The following is a 17,431-nucleotide window of genomic DNA, read 5'->3' as shown; positions in this document are numbered from 1 at the left end:
ATGGGGGCTTTGACGAAAGCTGAGATGGCGGAACGTCTGTATGAAGAGCTGGGCCTGAACAAGCGGGAAGCCAAGGAATTGGTCGAACTGTTTTTCGAGGAAATCAGGCACGCTCTTGAAGACAACGAGCAGGTCAAATTGTCCGGTTTCGGCAATTTCGACCTTCGGGACAAACGCCAGCGGCCTGGCCGCAACCCGAAAACGGGGGAAGAAATCCCGATCACGGCTCGCCGTGTGGTCACCTTTCGTCCAGGGCAGAAGTTGAAGGCCCGAGTTGAGGCTTATGCTGGAACCAAGTCATAACGACGAGCTACCCGTCATCCCGGGCAAACGCTACTTCACCATTGGTGAAGTCAGCGAGCTGTGTGCGGTAAAACCACACGTGCTGCGCTACTGGGAGCAGGAGTTTCCTCAGCTCAACCCCGTCAAACGCCGCGGAAACCGCCGGTATTATCAGCGCCAGGACGTGCTGATGATCCGGCAGATCCGCGCGCTCCTTTACGATCAGGGTTTCACCATCGGCGGCGCGCGCCTGCGTTTGTCCGGCGATGAAGCCAAAGACGACACCACCCAATACAAGCAAATGATCCGCCAGATGATCGCTGAGCTTGAAGATGTACTGGTGGTGCTCAAGAAATAAAAAGCTGCGTTTGAATACTTCCAGTTTTCAAAAGCTTGCGCTATATTCTTGAGCGCTCTTCGAGATGAAGGGCAGGTTCCAAACCAGTCGGGGCGTAGCGCAGTCCGGTAGCGCACTAGCATGGGGTGCTAGGGGTCGAGTGTTCGAATCACTCCGTCCCGACCATATATTTCAATGACTTAGGCCAATGTTAATGACATTGGCCTTTTTCATGCGCGTGAGTTTTGCGGGACGACTATGCTGTGCCCAGCCAAAAAGCCACGCCTCAATGCAGAACCCTACGGCTCTCACCAATCCTGATCCGGTCCAGCGCCCGGTTCAATGCATCCAGTGCATCCAGAAGTGCCTTTGCTTCTGACTCTCGGCCATCGCCCCATAAACGTTCCGCCATTTTGTTCAGGGCCTGGATCGAGCGTTCGATGTCAGCGACGGTCGCGGGTGCCTGGGTTTGCGCTTCTTTGCTGGGCATACTTTCATTCATCTGCAGGGGATTGGCGATGCCCAGCATGATCGGCGTTCGCTGTCGGTCAATCCAGTGGTTACTGCTTTGTCTTGCTCTGAATATCTTCCGAGTCGCTGGAGGTTGCCGCGTCTTTCTCGGTTTCTTTCGATTCTGCGCCCGAGTTCGAGCCTGAGGCTTCTTCACCTTTCTTGTTGGCTTTTTCTTCGTTTGATTCAGATGTGTTGCTGGATTGATTGACGCCTGGGATGGCCGTGGGCGGTGCGGCTGATCCTGCTTTCTCGGTTGCCAGTGTCAAGGCAGAGCCAGCCAGCATCAGGCTTGCAAGCATCAGGGTTGCAATCTTGTTGTCCATTTTTCCGGCCTTGTTGGGTGGTGTACCGCATTGGAGGCACCAGGCTCGCCAAGGTGCTGCTCATTGGACGAACGGCTGGCTTTGCGCGCCATGCGGCAATTTGCTGGCCCCCAGGTCTGAGCTTCCTCGGCAAAATCGCCTTTTTTCAAAAGGTTAGGTTGGCTATATGCGGACGATTGTCATAACCGTTGCAACGCTTTCCCTGGCTGCCTTTGCTTCGGCCATTGAAGCGAGGGAGTTGAGCAAGAGTCATCGGTTTGCCTGTACCTGGGGCTCGGACATCGCCGCCGGGGCGCAGCAGTCGAAGCTGTCGGGGATCTCGTTGTATGGCGCACGCAAGCAGTTGCAGGTGCGCAAGTTCCAGCAACCGTGGATGCGCATGACGGCGATGGGCATTACCGAGCAGACCTACAACAGCACCTCGAAGCTCAAGCCGGCGGCAGTCAAGCAGACTTATTACGAACAATGTGTGCGGCATGAACTGGCCCAGCGATAAACCCAAAAGCCCAACCTGAAACGGTTGGGCTTTTTCATGCCTGACGAAACGTCAGCGTCACTTGTCGCTCTCGCAATTGACCATCCAGGAGACCCCAAAGCGATCGACCAGCATGCCGAACCGGGCGGCCCAGAACGTCGCCTCCAGCGGCATGTCGACGCGACCGTCCTTGGCCAGCGCATTAAACACTCGCTCGGCTTCGGCAATGCTGTCGACGTTGAGGGAAATCGAGCAACCGCTCATGCCTCCGGTTGGCCGGTCGGGCGTGGTGTCGGAGGCCATGATCATCTGGTCACCGACTTTCAGGCAGGTGTGGATGACCAGGTTGTGGTGCTCTTTCGGTACGTGTTCGGCGGCGGGTGTTTCGCCGAAAGTCATCATCGCTTCGAGTTTGCCCTGCAAGGCTTGTTCGTAAAAAGTGAAGGCTTCGCGGCAGTTGCCGTTGAAGATCAGATAGGGATTGATTCGCATGGTTGCGCTCCTGGCAGTAGGCGCGGAGAGAGGCGATTTTCGCCAGGTTCCGCGAAAGGCGGTTAAAAACATAGCAGAGCATTGGACGTCGCAACGGCCGGAGTTTTTCCAGATGTTTTTCTTCTGAAAACACCGGGTTTCAGCACGGATAAACCCTGCGGAGTACCATGACACCCTGTACGACCTGTCGAGCTTGATCTGCCATGCCTTTGATTTCCCGCTTCAATGCCCTGTTTGATCAGGCCCGGCGCGCCTTGCTATTGGTTTGGGCGACATCACGCGGATTGTTTCTGGGGCTGGTGCTGGCGACCCTGATTGCCGGCGTGCTGCCGGCGCTGGCCGCGTGGCTGGGGCAGCGTATTGTCGATGCGGTGGTGACGGCGATGCAGTTGCACGCGCAGCAGGGCGATGCCCCGCTGTGGCCGGTGTTGCGTTATGTCCTGCTGGAGGCGGGGGTATTGGCGCTGTTGTCCGGCACACAGCGGGCATTGTCGGTCCAGCAGTCGCTGCTGCGGGTGCAGTTGGGGCAGAAGGTCAACACGCTGATTCTGGAAAAGGCCCAGACCCTGTCGCTGGTGCAGTTCGAGAACTCCGAGTTCTACGACAAGCTGGTGCGCGTACGCCGCGAAGCCTCGACTCGACCGCTGGCGTTGGTGATGAAGTCGCTGGGGCTGATCCAGAACCTGATCATGCTGATCAGCTTTGGTGTGCTGCTGGTGCACTTTTCGCCGTGGGCACTGCTGTTGCTGGTGATCGGCGCGTTGCCGGTGTTCTTTGCCGAGGCACATTTTTCCGGCGATGCTTTCCGCTTGTTTACCCGCCGGGCCCCGGAAAGTCGGCAGCAAAATTACATCGAAACCTTGCTGTCCCACGAGGCTTATATCAAAGAGGTCAAGTTGTTCGGCTTTGCACCGTTGCTGCTGCAGCGTTATCGGGACACCTTCGCCAAGCTCTATGCCGAGGATCGGCGCCTGACCTTGCGTCGCGATGGCTGGGGTTTTGGTCTCGGCTTGCTCGGCACCGGGGCGTTCTACCTGGCCTATGCGTGGGTGGTGATCGATGCCGTGCACGGCAATATCAGTCTCGGCCAAATGACCATGTACCTGGTGTTATTCAAGCAGGGGCAAAGCGCGGTCAGTAGCAGTCTGAGCGCAATCAGCGGCTTGTATGAAGACGGTTTGTACCTGTCGAACCTTTACGAATACCTGGCTGAACCGGTGCTGGCCGATTCCGGTCATCTCACCGTCGGCGCGCACCCGGGCGATGGCCTGCGCTTTGAAAACGTCGGTTTTCGTTATCCAGGCGCCATTCGCGCGGCACTGGAAGGCATTGACCTGCACCTGGTGCCGGGCAGGAGCGTGGCGCTGGTGGGGGAGAACGGTTCAGGCAAGACCACCCTGATCAAACTGCTGACCCGCCTTTATCGGCCGGATCAAGGGCGCATCCTGCTTGATGGCAGTGACTTGCAGGATTGGGAAGAAACCACTTTGCGCCGGCGCATCGGCGTGATTTTCCAGGACTACATCCGCTACCAGTTCACCGTGGGTGAAAACATTGGCGTTGGCGATACCCTGGCGTTCAATGAAGAATCACGCTGGAAGGCTGCGGCTACCGAAGGCATGGCCGCGCCGTTCATTGAAGGGCTTGACCGCGGCTACGCCACACAGTTGGGTCGCTGGTTTGCTGGCGGTCAGGAGTTGTCGGGTGGGCAATGGCAGAAGATTGCCTTGTCCCGGGCCTACATGCGCCGCGATGCCGATATCCTGATTCTCGACGAGCCGACCTCGGCCCTGGATCCGGCAGCGGAAGCGGCAGTGTTCGAGCATTTCAGCCAGCACAGCGAAGGTCGCATGACCCTGCTGATTTCCCATCGCTTTTCCAGTGTGCGCAACGCCGATCAGATCATTGTGCTGGAGGCCGGACGGATACTGGAGCAGGGCGGTCACGACAGCCTGATTGCCGCCAATGGACGCTACGCCAAATTGTTCGATCTGCAGGCTCGCGGCTATCGCTAGGAATCCTGTGCGTTGCGGGCCATTGCCGGGCCGGCCACGCGCGGCGCGGGTTTTGATTGCATCAGCGCATCGATCGCCTTGCGATAATTCTGTCCGCCCAGTGCCATGCTGTTGTTGTGGGTCGCGCCTGGCACCAGCAGCAGTCGTTTCGGTTGTCGGGCGGCGTTGAACAGTTGCTCGCTGAAGCGTGGCGGCACGAACGCGTCGGCCATGCCGTGCACTACCAACAGCGGCATGTGAATCTCGGCGATCTTGTCGATGGAGTCGAATTTCTGCGACAGCAGCCAGCGCACCGGTAGCGAGGTGTTGGCCACGGCGGCGGCCACATCGGCGAGGGAGGTGAAGGTCGACTCAATCACCAGACCCTTGACCGGTAGCGGTGCATGGTCCCGCGCGGCGTCCTGGCCGAGCTCTGCCGCCAGATCAATGGCCACGGCACCGCCTAGCGAGTGACCGTAGATCAGGCGCTTGCTCGGGTCGGGCTGCAGCAGTTTGAAGCGCTCCCACGCCACACGGGCGTCTTCGTACACGCTGCTTTCCGAAGGCAGATCGCCCTTGCTCTGACCGAAACCGCGGTAGTCGATGGCCAGTACCGAGTAGCCGGCCGCGCGCAATTGTTCGATGCGGAACAGCTGCCCGGTGAGGTTCCAGCGCACGCCATGCAGATAAAGAATGGCCGGTGCATTGGCTTTTTCCGCCGGCCACCACCAGGCATGAATATTCTCCCCGGCCTTGAAGCTCTTGGGCTGCAGGTCGAGTTCCTGCACGCTGCCCGGCAAGCCGCGATACCAGCCGGCCGTGCCCGGTTCGATGCGAAACAGCAGCTTGCGCTCGGTGTGTTCGAGCACCGCACAACTCGTCGGTACGCCAATGATCAGCGCAGCCATGCAGGCGAACGCCAGACGGCGACGACGCAAACGCGTCATGAAGGACAGGAACATTAAACGATTCACCACGGCGCAGACAAAGAAGGCTTTTTACCAGATGCCTTGATCTGCGCGTGAGTTTTTCGACCACCGTCTCCTCGCAACGATTACAAGATGCTGCAGCTCAGTTCACCCGCAGGACGATTTTGCCGATATGGTCGCCACCTTCCATGCGTGTATGCGCCTGGGCCGCCTCGTGCAGCGAGTAGACCTTGTCGATGATCGGCAGGCAGCGCCCGGCGGCCAGCGCTGGCCAAACATGTTCGCGCAGTTGCCCGGCAATCTCGGCCTTTTCCTCTGTGGTTCGCGCACGCAGCAGTGAACCGGTGATCACTGCCCGTTTGGCCATGATTGCCAGCAGGTCGATGTCGTTGGCCTTGCCGCCGCCGAGAAAGCCGAGCATCACCAGTCGGCCATCCATCGCCAGTGCGCTGACATTACCGTTGAGGTACGAGGCGCCCATGATGTCCAGGACCGCATTCACGCCGTGCCCCGCGGTCTTTTCGGCGATGACCGTGGCGAAATCCTGCTCGCGATAATTGATCGGTTGCCCACCCAGTTTACTGATTGCCGCGCATTTATCGGCACTGCCGGCGGTGGCAAAGGCTTCGATGCCGAATTCACGGCACAGCATCAGTGCGGTGGTACCGATGCCGCTGGTGCCACCGTGGATCAGCACGCGCTGACCACGTTGAGCGTTGCCGAGACCGAACAGGTTGGCCCACACGGTAAAGAACGTTTCGGGGATCGCGGCGGCCTGCACCCAGTCCAGACCTTCGGGGATCGGCAAGGTTTGCCCGGCCGGCACCGTGCAGTATTCAGCGTAACCGCCGCCGTTGGTCAGCGCGCAAACTTTGTCCCCCACGGCAAACTGACTGACCCCCGCACCCAGCGCCACCACTTCGCCGGCCACTTCCAGACCGGGAATCGGATTCATGCCCGGCTTCATCGGGTACTTGCCTGCCCGTTGCAGGGCGTCGGGGCGGTTGATCCCGGCGGCATGCACGCGAATCAGCACTTCGCCGGCTGCGGCGACGGGCAGGGGCACACGCTTGGCTTGCAAGACTTCGGGGCCACCAGGTTGAGTGATTTCGATACGGGTCATTTCGCTGGGAAAGGTCATGTCGATTCCTGTTGCTTGAGGTTCTGAAGATGGGAGCACAGCCCGCAGGCAATGATTCCCTTCAATTTTCACAGACGCGTGGTTCAGTCGCTGAGTGCAGCCATTTCAGGGCATGCTCCAACAAGATCGCCACGCCAATCGCCCCTGCGGCGATCACGAAGAGCATTGCGTGATGACCGCCCGTGGCATTGAACAGTGCCGAATAGGCGAATCCGGCCAGCGCCTGAAACGTGGCAAACGATACGGTGGCGCGGCTCCAGGCGATTTGCTGGCGATGGTGATCAGGCACCAGTTCATGCACGCGAGCCAGGGCCAGCGGCACGATCCCGGGCGGGAATGAACCGATGATCACTGCCAGTACGGCCAACGCCATGAAGGACTTGGAAACCGCCAGCAGTCCCAGCGCAATCGCCTGTACCAGCAATACCAGCCGAATCCCCATCCGCGCGCCAAGCCGATCCGCGAGAAAGCCATAACTTACCGGGCCGACAATTGCGCCCAGGCCATACATCACCCAAACCAGTGCGCCAATTTGCGCCCCGGCACCGAGCCCACGAGCGACGTAATCCACCAGAAACACCATGGCCGGCACCAGTCCTGCGGCCATGAATGCGTATTGGCCGAACAGTAAATAGACGGCGGAAGGGGTTGGCTCAACCGTCGCGCCTGCGTGAGTGGCGGTCGGGTGCGGGAGATCAGCAGGCCAGCCAAACCAGCTTATTACGGTCAGCAACAACGACAATCCGCCCAGTCCCAACCAAGTGGCGTGCAGGCCCATATTCAACAAGGGCGGGACGATGGTCCCGGAGGCGGCAATCCCCAGGCCGATACCGAGAAAAATCGCACCGCTGGCCAGTCCTTTGCGGGATGTCGGCACATGGGGCAGTACAGTCGCCGCCACCAGCACCATAATTGCACCGCCGGTAATCCCCGACAGCAACCGCCAGCCAAAGAACCAGCTCACCGACAACGGAAATGCACAGGCAAAAAACGCTGCGGTGACCAGCAGCATCATCAGTCGCAGGGCGTTTTTATTGCCCAGTTGCCGCGCTAGCGGGCGGCCGAGCAGGGCGCCGATCAGATAGCCGACCAGATTGGCTGCACCGAGGTACACCACGTCGTTGGCAGAAAACCACTGCGCCTGAATCAGCGAGGGAATAAGCGGTGTATAGGCAAAACGCGCCAGACCAATGCCGACCAGGCTGGCGCAGAGTCCCGAGAAAATCGGTAACGCTGAGGTCGATGTACGCATGACAGCCATCCTGAGGAAGTTCTAAGGCACTCAGAATATCGGCTATCTTTGCTGCGGTAATGCAGCGAATTGGCTTTATAGTGATGCAAATTTGCATCGGGCGGGACAGCATGAACTGGGATGATGCGCGGGTATTTCTCGCGGTATGCAGAGAGTCGACCTTACGCGGCGCAGCGCGGGTTCTGGGGGTGGATCAGGCGACTGTCGGGCGACGGATCACGGCGCTGGAAAAATCCCTGAGCGCGACCTTGTTCCTGCGCACGTCCGACGGCTACGCACTGACCGCAGTCGGCGAAGCCGCGCTCAAAAGCGTGGAAAAAATGGAGCAGTCGGCGCTGGCGCTTGAGCGGCAGATTCAGGGCCTGGATGCCCGTCTGACCGGCACCGTACGCGTCAGCACCACCGACTCGCTGGCCATCGACTTTCTGATTCCGGCCATTAGTCGCCTGCACGCGCAGCACCCGGACGTGCGTGTGCAACTGGACGCCTCCACGCAGATCCTCAGCCTGGCCAAGCGCGAGGCCGACATCGCCGTGCGCAATACCCGGCCTGACAATCCCGATCTGATCGCGCGGCGGATTGCGCGCTGGCCCGTGGGGTTGTTCGCTTCACAGGCGTATATCGACGCTCATGGCATCCCGCCGCAGGGTACGGCGTTCGAAGGCCATGACCTCGTGGTCTACCAACCGTATTTGCAGACGCACAAGGACATGACACTGGTGTGCGAACCGCTGCAGCGCGGGCGTATCGTCGCCAGCCTGAGCTCCAGTCTGCTGGTACGGCGCTCGATTGCGGCTGGCCTGGGCTTAGGAGAAATTCCGGTGTACATGGGCGAGCGCGATGGCCTGATCAGGCTTTGGCCGGAGCGCAATCGCCCGCAACCGTATGAGGTCTGGCTGGTGACCCACGCGGACTTGCGCCACACCGCACGGGTCAGGGCGGTGATTGAGCAGATTGTCGAGGCGTTTGCACTGGAGAATGAGTGACGGCTCAAAGCGCTTTGGAGAAGCTACATCGTCTGACGAAACGCCCTACACCCACAGCAGAATCTGCCGGCTTGTGGGCTTGGAGCGCCAGCCCTACTGTTGATGCAACTTGCAGCGCCAGGAAATCGGTGTGAGTGATGCGCCAGAACAGGTATCGGTAACCCAGGGAAGGGATCGGATTGAAAGCCAGGGAATTCGAGCAATATCAAAGCACTGACACATTGAGCAGAGGTCGTAACACATCAGCCATGAACGCAATCAGCCGTGAAGAATTCAACGCGAGGATCGAGACCATCGAGGCAAGAATGGATGCTCGCGTAGAGCGAGTGCACGCAGATATCCGAGAGTTCCTTGGCTCTCAGACAGAGCGAGACAAGGCTATTGAGCGCATCCAGTTCGAGCGGGATAAACGTTACGAGTCAATGATTCAAGGCATTGCCATTGAATCCAGAGAGGCGCTCAAAAAGGCGGGCACCGTGAATGCCAATGTCTGGATGGCAACGGCAGTGTATTTGTTTGGCGTGGTCAGCATTGTCGTGGGTGGGTATTTCGCCAGCCAGGCCAACCTTTATGTAGCGGTACAAACAACGTTGGCGGCGGTTCAGGCGGGCAAGGATGTCGGTGCAGCGAAGCCTGCCGAGCTGCCATCATCGGTGTTGCCAAAATAAACAACGGCCTTCAATCGAAGGCCGTTTTTGTTGCCATTGAAAACCCCTGCCTCATGGCATTTGCGGCAGCTCTTGCGGACGCAAGTCAAACACCAGTACTTCGGCATTCACGCCATTGCTCAGGGTCAGCGCCTGTTCCTCGCGAACCCGCACGCCGTCACCTTCCTGCAGCGACTGGCCGTTGAGTTCAACGCTGCCACGCGCCACATGCACGTAGGCGTAACGGTTGGCGGGCAGTTCCAGCGTCGCGCTTTCCTTGCCATCGAACAACCCGGCGTAAACCCGCGCATCCTGGCGCACTGTCAGCGAACCATCGCTACCGTCCGGCGAGATAATCAGTTGCAGGCGACCGCGTTTTTTCTGCGTGCTGAAGTGCTCCTGCTGGTAGCGCGGCTTGGCACCCGCCACTTCCGGCACGATCCAGATCTGCAGAAAGTGCACTGGACGGGTGGCCGAATGGTTGAATTCGCTGTGGGCCACACCACTGCCAGCGCTCATCAGTTGCACGTCACCGGGGCGGATCACCGAGCCGGTACCCAAGGTGTCCTTATGCTCCAGCGCACCTTCAAGCACGTAGGAAAAGATCTCCATGTCGCGGTGCGGGTGCTGGCCGAAACCCTTGCCGGCCGCCACGCGGTCATCGTTGATCACCAGCAGGTCGGAAAAACCCTGTTCGCGTGGGTCGCGGTAGCTGGCGAAGGAAAAGGTGTGGAACGACTTCAACCAGCCATGATTGGCGAGGCCGCGGTCGGAAGCTTTGCGAAGGGTCAGCATGATGAATTCTCCTTGCAGGACGTTGATTCGTCCGAGTGAGGAGAAGGTTACTGTTAATCGGCTGAGGCAATAAGTAGATCGAAATTGAAATACTGTCCTGCTCAGGTTGACAGTTTTGTGGAGTCGATCACGCATTCTTTTCGCCGGATGTCATGCACTTGGCCATAATGCGGGTCTGTTCCTTCCCTTGATTTCAGTGATGTTCACCCATGAAAACCGTGGCAATGGTGCTGTTCCCCGACTTTCTCCTGCTCGACATGGCCGGCCCCATGGAGGTGTTTTCGGTCGCCAATCGCTACTTGAAACCTGAAGATCACTACCAATTGATCACCCTGGGCACTGAGCACGGGATGCTGCGAGCTTCCAATGGTGTGCAGGTGCAGACCGACCGCCATATTGACGACCCGGCCCAGGCCTTCGACCTGCTGCTGGTACCGGGTGGACCGGGTGCCTATAACGAAAAACACCCGGCGCTGCTTGCCTGGTTGCAACGCTCGGTGGGGCAGTCCGGTTGCTACGGTTCGATCTGCACCGGGGCGTTTGTGCTCGGGCATGCCGGTCTGCTCGACGGTTATCGCGTGACCACTCACTGGAACTACACCGAACGTTTGATCAAGGCGTTTCCCAAGGCGCAGGTGGAAACCGACCAGATTTATACCGAAGACCGCAATCTGATTACTTCGGGAGGCGTGACCGCCGGCATCGATCTGGCATTGGCCGTAGTCGCCCGGGATCACGGGAAAAAGCTCGCTCAGGACGTGGCCAAGGTGCTGCTGGTGGTGATGAAACGTCAGGGCGGGCAAGCGCAGTTCAGTCCGTTGATGGCCGCAGTGGCGCCACAGGAAACCGCGATCACCCGCGTGCAGAACCATGTGCTGGAGCATCTCGACGAAGCCTTTACCGTCGAGCGCATGGCGGGGCTGGCGAACATGAGTACCCGGCATTTTGCGCGGCTGTTTGCGCGGGATGTGAACATGACGCCGATGGAGTTTTTGCAAAACGCCCGGATCGATTGCGCGCGTAATCTGCTGGAAACCACTGAGCTGCCGTTGAAGACCGTGGCCTACAAAAGTGGTTTCGGCAGTGTGCGCCATATGCGTTTTCTGTTTGCGGAAAAGCTCGGCCTGACCCCGGCGCAATACCGCGAACAGTTCAGCTAGAGCGGTTGTGTCCGTCCGGTGCATCCGGATGTCCGTGTTGCGCCCTGTACGGAGGTTGTACCGTCACCTGCGCCTGCCAAGATAAACGGTAACGCTTGGAAGGGAGAAGCGCTGAGCGCCGAGGGCATGCTGCCCGCGCGCGTTGGCGCTGGAAAACGGCATGAACAGCCACAAAGATTTACCCGCTGCATCGGTGTTGTATTTCGGGCCATACGCCTTTCATCTGCGCCAACGGCTGATCCTCGACGGGGATCGACCATTGCGCATGGGCGGCCGCGCCCTCGATATTTTGCAGGTGCTGGTCGAACACGCCGGTCGCGTCGTAAGCAAGGAGCAGTTGATCGCCCGCGTGTGGCCGGACAGTGTGGTCGAAGAGATCAACCTGCGGGTGCACATCGCCGCGTTGCGCCGGGCGCTGGGCGATGGCGAGAAGGGCCAGCGCTACATCGTCAACGTGCCGCAATGTGGTTACAGCTTTATCGCGCCGGTGCACGGCGACAGCGTCGCGCAGGTCGTGTTCGACACCATGCAGACGCCGCAACAGAATCTGCCCGCCCGCTTGACTCCGGTCATCGGCCGCGATGCGCTGGTGGGCCGTCTGGTCCGGCAAATGCCCCTGTGCCGCTTGATGACACTGACCGGCCCGGCCGGCATCGGCAAATCCACGGTGGCGCTGCGGGTGGCCGAATTGCTGTTGCAGCATTACCGCGACGGCGTCTGGTACATCGACCTGTCCATGCTCGGTGATGCGCCGTCACTGCTTGAACACCTGTTGCGCACCCTCGACCTTTCGTTCGATGCGTTAGCGTCGCGTCATGCCTTGCTGCTGCTGGATAACAGCGAGCGGTGTCGTGACTCATGCCGGGCATTGGTGGAGCGACTGCAACTGGCGGCGCCGCGGCTGGCGCTGCTGGTCACCAGTCGCGAACCGTTGCAGGCCAATCTGGAAACCCTGCAACCGATTGTGCCATTGACCTTTCCCAAGGCCTCGACACCGGCCAGCGTCGATGAACTCATGGGCTATTCGGCGGTGCAATTGCTGGTCAGCCGCGCGCGTGCCCGGCAGCACGATTTCAGCTTGCGCGAGCAGGATCTGCAAACCGTGTGCAGTCTCTGTCGTCGTCTCGACGGTTTGCCATTGGCCATTGAACTGGCGGCCGCGCAGATCGATGCGCTGGCGTTGGTAGGGCTGCAAGCGCAACTGGACAACGCCCTGCACCTGCTCAGGCATGGCCGCCGCACCGCGAAGCCAAGACATCAATCCATGAGCGCAGCGTTGGACTGGAGCTATCAGGATCTGCGGCCCTGCGAACGTCGGGTCTTGCAGCGCCTGTCGGTATTCAAGATGGCCTTCACCGAAGAGGCTGCGCTGCGGGTTATCGACGGTGGGCATCTGCGATCGGTGATTGAACGCCTGGCTGCCAAGTCATGGCTGACGGTGGAGCGGGGTGCAGATGCAGTGCGTTACCGAATGCTCAATCTTCTTCGCTGTTACGTCCGTGAACAGACCGAAGCCAGCGTTGAACCGAGTGCTATCGCGTACCATCGCGCGCTGTACCGCAGGCCAAATCGATCAGCTGCGGGTGTGCAACTGTTCATGCAACGCATCGAGCAGTAAGCGCACCTTGCGCAGGTCCGGCGTGGCATAGCCTTCGGTGAAGCGTTGATGGATCGGGGTCAGCAGCTCCAGTGCTTCGCGGTGGCGTGATTGGCGCTGCCACAGTTGGGCCAATGTTGTGGCGCTGCGCAGTTCCCAGGCCAGCGCGCCCTGCGCACGGGCGGTGGCGAGGGCGTTTTGCAGGAGGTGTTCTGCCTGCTCGCCAAGGCGTCCCTGCGGACAATCCGCCTCGTCCGCCAATAACCGCTCAGCCTCGGCCCGCAACACCTCCGCCGTGCTCCAGCCTGCTGCGCCACTGTGCGCCCGCTCCAGCAGCGCTTCGTCGATATGGCGGGCATCGAGTGTGACCATCAGCTCCTTGATCAGCCCGTTATCCGCCGGCGCGTCGGGTTGGGCCAGGCGTTCATCGATCACCTGCGCATAGTGCCGTCCCCAGCGATAGAACAGCAGCACCGAGTGCTTCTGCGCCTGCTCCAGCAACAGTTGCAACAATTCGCGCGCAGTCCTGGCGTCGCCGTTGTAATGCGCAATCAGGCAGCTGGCCAATGCCAGGGTGTAGCAGATCGACGTTCCGTGGTTGATCTGCACGGCGATATCCAGCGCCTGCCGGGCGGTGCGCCACGCCTGTTCGGGAAACCCCTGCAGCCACAACACCCGGGCGAGAATGGTCAACGAAGCCACGCTCTGGTCGTACTGCACGCCAAAGCCGTGGGTGAAGCGGTTGCGACAACCACTGTGGGCCATACGCTGAATCACTTGCTCGGCGTTGATCCGCGCGCGCGGCTGGTCGCCGGCAAAGTGCAGCGCAAGGACACGCAAGCGGTGAATGCTCAATGACAGCAGCGGGTCGTCGTGGCCACCGAGGCGGTCGAATTGTTCGCTTTGCTGCAATGCCGCCTGGTAATGCCCACAGCTGAGATTGACCGCCAGGTGGCCGGAGATTGCGCGCAATTGCGCGGCGACGTCGTGGTGCTGCTGCGCCAGCGCGTTAGCTTGAGTGAACGCTTCAATGGTTTCCGGCGAACCGCCGCAGGTGTGATAACAAGCGCTGCCGAGTGCCAGTTGCAAGGCTGTCTGCAGGCGCGGACAGGGTTGTTCCGCGCTTTTGAGCAAGGACAACGCCTGACGGACATGCGCGCCATATTCCTTGAGCAATGACAGCTCCTGCCACAACGCGGCCGACGTCGCGGTCAAACGGATACCGAGAGGGCGCGAGCCGTTGCCGTGCAAACTCCAGTCGAGTGCAGCGCGCAGATCTTCCAGGCCTCGGGCATAGCGCTCGATCCATTGTGTGGTCGGAGTGTGTTCCCATTCGGTCTGCGCTTGCTCCATCAACGTCAGATAGCGTTCGGCGTGGCGTTCGCGCAGGGTTTCGCGTTCGCCGCTGAGTTCGAGTTTTTCCAGGGCGTAATGGCGGGTGGTGTCGAGCAGGCGATAAAACACTTCTTCATCACCGACTTCCACGTTCAGCAGCGATTTACCCACCAGTTGCGTGACCGATGCGAGCACCTGCGTGGGATCGATGTGTTGACCGACGATCACCGCCGCAGCCGAGGCCAGGCTGAAGCTGCCGCGAAACACCCCGAGGCGCCGCAGGCAAGTCTGCTCGCAAGGGGTGAGCAGATTGAAACTCCAGTCCAGCGTGGCGTGCAGCGTTTGATGCCGCGCATGGCGCTGGTGGTTGCCCGCCGCCAGTGGGTGCAAGTGATCCTGCCATTGCTCCAGCAGGCCGCTCAGGCCCAGGCTTTCGACCTGCGCTGCTGCCAGTTCCAGAGCCAGCGGAATACCGTCCAGACGCCGGCAGATTTCCATCGCCAGGGGTAGCTCGGCATCGCTCAGTTCAAAGCGTTCATGGGCGCCCATCGTTCGTTCGACGAACAGTTGCAGGGCGGCGAAAGTCATCGCCTGCTCGCGATCGAGACGGCTCGTCGCAGGCGGGCAATCGAGGGATTCCAGACGCTGCACGAACTCGCCCTCAGCGCGCAGGCTTTCGCGGCTGGTGGCCAGAATATGTACGTGCGGTGCGCCGCGCAGGAGGCTCTCGACGAGCAGCGCCACGGCATCGATGAGGTGCTCGCAGTTATCGATCACCAGCAGCATCTGCCGTTCGCGCAAATCGTTGATCACACTCGCCAGCGGCGCGCCGTCGTGTACCGCCAGATCAAGCAGGGTCGCCAGTTGCGAGGCGATCAGCGCCGGGTCGGTGAGCGGCGCCAGATCCAGCAGGCGGATGCCATCGCGATAGCGTCCGAGCAACTGCTCGGCGACGCGCAGGGCAACGGTGGTCTTGCCAATGCCGCCGGGGCCGATGAGGGTGATGCAGCGCTGTCGCGGCAGTTGCTGCATCAAGCTGTCCACCAATGACTGGCGGCCGATCATCCGGGTACGGCGCAGCGGCAGGTTGTGGCGCCCGGGCGCCGCCTCCAGTAGCCGTTGTCCGTTGGCGTGCACCGTCAGTGGGGCAACGAAACTGTAGCCGCGCTGGGCCACGGTCACGATATAGCGCTGACCGGCCTGACCGTCGCCCAGCGCCTTGCGCAGGGCGGCCATGTGCACCCGCAGATTGATGTCTTCGACGACGGTGTCCGGCCATACGCCGGCGAGCAGTTGCTGCTTGCTCACCACTTCTCCGGCATGCGCCAGCAGCATCAGCAGAATATCCATGGCGCGCCGCCCCAGCCGCAACGGCTGGTCACCTTCCATGACCAATCGTTGTCCGGTGTAAATCCGATAGGGGCCGAAGCCGATGGCCTGATTCGGGGAAAGACTCAACAGCGCACTCCTGCGGTGATGCGGCGATCCTGGCAGATGGACGCTGCGTGAAGACGCAGATCGTCGGCTACAAGGTATCGCAGCATATTCCTCAGGTTTGGCCATCAGTGCAACGCCGGGCTCTTGCGCAACGCTCAAAAGCTCAGATGCCGTGTCCGGGGGGCGTTGCCATCACGCATGACCTGACAGCGCCAGGCAAACGGATTGATCCCTTCGCTGCGGGTGAACATGTGGCAGAAATGTGCCTGATCACAGAAACCGCATTCCAGGCTGATCTGCGTCAGGCTCAGGCCGGTGTGGCGGATCAGCAGCTTGGCGCGGGCAATGCGCTGCTCGCGGATCCAGTCCTGCGGCGCCAGACCGGTGCTGGCCTTGAACGCCCGGGAGAAATGGCTGCGCGACAATGAGCAGGCGCGTGCCAACTCGGCCACTTCCAGGCTTTCTCCGAGGCGTTCGAGGATCAGTTGTTTGACCTGCCGCTCCCGTTGCGGGCTGAGGCCGCCGATAAGCGGCCGGGGCGTTTCGCTGGCAGGGGCGAGGGCGACGGATTGCTGTAGAGGAGCCATGGCCGGTGTCCGTGTCGTGGAGGTGAAAAACAACGCTGCGCAGAGGCCTTCATTGTTAAGAAGGGACATGCCGGCTGACGAGTTAATCGTTGTTAATTCGCAGGCCTGACACGGATGCAAACCACCGTTGATCGGGTAAAGTGCTCAGCACTTGCGAACGGTCTTAGAAGGAATTGCAGCCCATGAACCGTAACGATCTGCGCCGTGTCGACATGAACCTGCTGGTGATTTTCGAAGCGCTGATGTTCGAAAAGAACCTGACCCGCGTCGCCGAAAAACTGTTCATGGGCCAGCCGGCGGTCAGTGCCGCGCTGGGGCGTTTGCGTGACCTGTTCGATGATCCGCTGCTGTTGCGCAACGGCCGCAGCATGGAGCCGACGGCGCGAGCGCTGGCGATTCTGCAGGAGCTGCAACCGGCGATGGACGTGATTTCCGGTGCGGTCAGCCGGGCCAAGGAATTCGATCCGGCGACCAGTTGCGATGTGTTCCGTATCGGCCTCTCGGATGACGCCGAGTTCGGTCTGTTTCCTCCGCTATTGCGCCAGTTGCAGGAAGAGGCGCCGGGGATCGTGGTCGTGGTGCGCCGCGCCAACTACCTGCTGATGCCGGCGTTGCTGGCGTCCGGGGAAATCTCCGTCGGCGTGAGTTACACCACCGATCTGCCGGCCAACGCCAAGCGCAAGAAACTGCGCGACATTCCCTGCAAGGTTCTGCGTGGCGACGACCGCCCGGGGCCGCTCACGCTTGACGAGTACTGCGAGCGGCCTCACGCCATGGTGTCGTTCTCGGGGGACCTGAGCGGCAACATCGACATGGACCTGGCCAAGGTCGGCCGCAGCCGCCGGGTGGTGCTCGGTGTACCTCAGTTCAGCGGCCTGCGCGCGCTGTTGGCGGGCACCGAGATGATCGCTACCGTGCCGGATTACGCCGCGTGTGCGCTGGTGGAAGGTTGTGCGTTGCGAGCTGAAGATCCGCCGTTTCCGATTGATGCGGCGCAACTGTCGATGGCCTGGAGCGGGGTGCATGACAACGACCCGGCAGAGAAATGGCTGCGGTCGCGGATCAGTCAGTTCATGTCGGTGTCGCTGGATGTTCCAGTGGTGTGAGTGACCGTTCGTCTAAAACAGCGTTCACCCTGTTAGTTCTGAC

Annotated in this window: 18 protein-coding genes and 1 tRNA gene; 10 read left to right on the top strand and 9 right to left on the bottom strand. The window is 60.5% G+C overall.

The features are described from left to right. The 3 genes from ihfA (at position 1) to AC193Q_RS09920 (ending at position 805) form a co-directional block, all read left to right on the top strand. Positions 1–303 (top strand): integration host factor subunit alpha, encoded by a 303-nt coding sequence (gene ihfA / locus AC193Q_RS09930; RefSeq protein ID WP_002553164.1) that lies wholly within the window; start codon positions 1–3, stop codon positions 301–303. Beyond that, on the top strand, positions 284–640 hold the full coding sequence (locus AC193Q_RS09925; RefSeq protein WP_003179985.1) for a MerR family transcriptional regulator: 357 nt from the start codon (positions 284–286) through the stop codon (positions 638–640). Before ihfA ends, AC193Q_RS09925 begins: the two co-directional genes overlap by 20 nt. Before the next feature lie 88 nt (positions 641–728). Beyond that, positions 729–805 (top strand) — tRNA-Pro (locus AC193Q_RS09920). A 100-nt stretch (positions 806–905) separates the two neighbouring features. On the opposite strand, the gene AC193Q_RS09915 is transcribed toward AC193Q_RS09920, so the two are convergent. Then, positions 906–1,109, bottom strand: a complete 204-nt coding sequence (locus AC193Q_RS09915) for a hypothetical protein (protein ID WP_483879631.1) — start codon at positions 1,107–1,109, stop codon at positions 906–908. Positions 1,110–1,179: 70 nt separating this feature from the next. Next, positions 1,180–1,455: a hypothetical protein gene (locus tag AC193Q_RS09910; protein WP_047293307.1), complete on the bottom strand. Its 276-nt coding sequence runs from the start codon at positions 1,453–1,455 to the stop codon at positions 1,180–1,182. A 166-nt stretch (positions 1,456–1,621) separates the two neighbouring features. Here AC193Q_RS09910 and AC193Q_RS09905 point away from each other — a divergent pair, with 166 nt between their 5' ends. Continuing rightward, positions 1,622–1,951, top strand: coding sequence for a hypothetical protein (locus AC193Q_RS09905; protein ID WP_007961262.1), 330 nt, complete (start codon positions 1,622–1,624; stop codon positions 1,949–1,951). Between the two features lie 57 nt (positions 1,952–2,008). Here the strand turns inward: AC193Q_RS09905 and AC193Q_RS09900 are convergent, their stop codons facing one another. Continuing rightward, positions 2,009–2,422: a VOC family protein gene (locus AC193Q_RS09900; RefSeq protein WP_095668827.1), complete on the bottom strand. Its 414-nt coding sequence runs from the start codon at positions 2,420–2,422 to the stop codon at positions 2,009–2,011. Between the two features lie 203 nt (positions 2,423–2,625). Here AC193Q_RS09900 and AC193Q_RS09895 point away from each other — a divergent pair, with 203 nt between their 5' ends. Beyond that, on the top strand, positions 2,626–4,437 hold the full coding sequence (locus tag AC193Q_RS09895; protein WP_121186237.1) for an ABC transporter ATP-binding protein: 1,812 nt from the start codon (positions 2,626–2,628) through the stop codon (positions 4,435–4,437). Here AC193Q_RS09895 and AC193Q_RS09890 read toward each other — a convergent pair. From AC193Q_RS09890 to AC193Q_RS09880, 3 genes are all read right to left on the bottom strand, one after another. After that, complete coding sequence (locus AC193Q_RS09890) at positions 4,434–5,378, bottom strand: alpha/beta hydrolase (protein ID WP_121186235.1); 945 nt, start codon at positions 5,376–5,378, stop codon at positions 4,434–4,436. The genes AC193Q_RS09895 and AC193Q_RS09890 overlap by 4 nt on opposite strands. A gap of 109 nt (positions 5,379–5,487) precedes the next feature. Beyond that, entirely contained in the window at positions 5,488–6,486 is a 999-nt protein-coding gene (locus AC193Q_RS09885; RefSeq protein WP_239777641.1) for an NAD(P)H-quinone oxidoreductase, read from the bottom strand. Positions 6,487–6,547: 61 nt separating this feature from the next. Continuing rightward, entirely contained in the window at positions 6,548–7,738 is a 1,191-nt protein-coding gene (locus tag AC193Q_RS09880) for a YbfB/YjiJ family MFS transporter (protein ID WP_121186231.1), read from the bottom strand. A 110-nt stretch (positions 7,739–7,848) separates the two neighbouring features. On the opposite strand from AC193Q_RS09880, the gene AC193Q_RS09875 reads away from it, so the two are divergent. Further along, positions 7,849–8,724: a LysR family transcriptional regulator gene (locus tag AC193Q_RS09875; RefSeq protein ID WP_121186229.1), complete on the top strand. Its 876-nt coding sequence runs from the start codon at positions 7,849–7,851 to the stop codon at positions 8,722–8,724. A 179-nt stretch (positions 8,725–8,903) separates the two neighbouring features. Beyond that, on the top strand, positions 8,904–9,392 hold the full coding sequence (locus AC193Q_RS09870; RefSeq protein WP_483879466.1) for a hypothetical protein: 489 nt from the start codon (positions 8,904–8,906) through the stop codon (positions 9,390–9,392). A 51-nt stretch (positions 9,393–9,443) separates the two neighbouring features. Here the strand turns inward: AC193Q_RS09870 and AC193Q_RS09865 are convergent, their stop codons facing one another. Continuing rightward, positions 9,444–10,166, bottom strand: coding sequence for a pirin family protein (locus tag AC193Q_RS09865; protein ID WP_121186224.1), 723 nt, complete (start codon positions 10,164–10,166; stop codon positions 9,444–9,446). A gap of 209 nt (positions 10,167–10,375) precedes the next feature. On the opposite strand from AC193Q_RS09865, the gene AC193Q_RS09860 reads away from it, so the two are divergent. After that, positions 10,376–11,326, top strand: a complete 951-nt coding sequence (locus tag AC193Q_RS09860; protein WP_047293323.1) for a GlxA family transcriptional regulator — start codon at positions 10,376–10,378, stop codon at positions 11,324–11,326. Between the two features lie 160 nt (positions 11,327–11,486). Then, on the top strand, positions 11,487–12,944 hold the full coding sequence (locus AC193Q_RS09855) for a helix-turn-helix transcriptional regulator (RefSeq protein WP_121186222.1): 1,458 nt from the start codon (positions 11,487–11,489) through the stop codon (positions 12,942–12,944). Here the strand turns inward: AC193Q_RS09855 and AC193Q_RS09850 are convergent. After that, positions 12,900–15,716, bottom strand: coding sequence for a helix-turn-helix transcriptional regulator (locus AC193Q_RS09850; RefSeq protein WP_121186220.1), 2,817 nt, complete (start codon positions 15,714–15,716; stop codon positions 12,900–12,902). The two genes, AC193Q_RS09855 and AC193Q_RS09850, sit on opposite strands and share 45 nt — an antisense overlap. 134 nt (positions 15,717–15,850) lie before the next feature. Continuing rightward, positions 15,851–16,282 carry a helix-turn-helix domain-containing protein gene (locus AC193Q_RS09845; protein ID WP_047293328.1) on the bottom strand — a complete coding sequence of 144 codons (432 nt, stop codon included), beginning with the start codon at positions 16,280–16,282 and terminating at the stop codon, positions 15,851–15,853. A gap of 182 nt (positions 16,283–16,464) precedes the next feature. On the opposite strand from AC193Q_RS09845, the gene AC193Q_RS09840 reads away from it, so the two are divergent. Next, positions 16,465–17,388 (top strand): LysR family transcriptional regulator, encoded by a 924-nt coding sequence (locus AC193Q_RS09840; protein WP_095668835.1) that lies wholly within the window; start codon positions 16,465–16,467, stop codon positions 17,386–17,388. The last annotated feature ends 43 nt before the right edge of the window (positions 17,389–17,431 follow it).

The organism is Pseudomonas sp. F2, from assembly GCF_057174385.1.
This window is presented reverse-complemented; position numbering and strand designations above follow the sequence as displayed.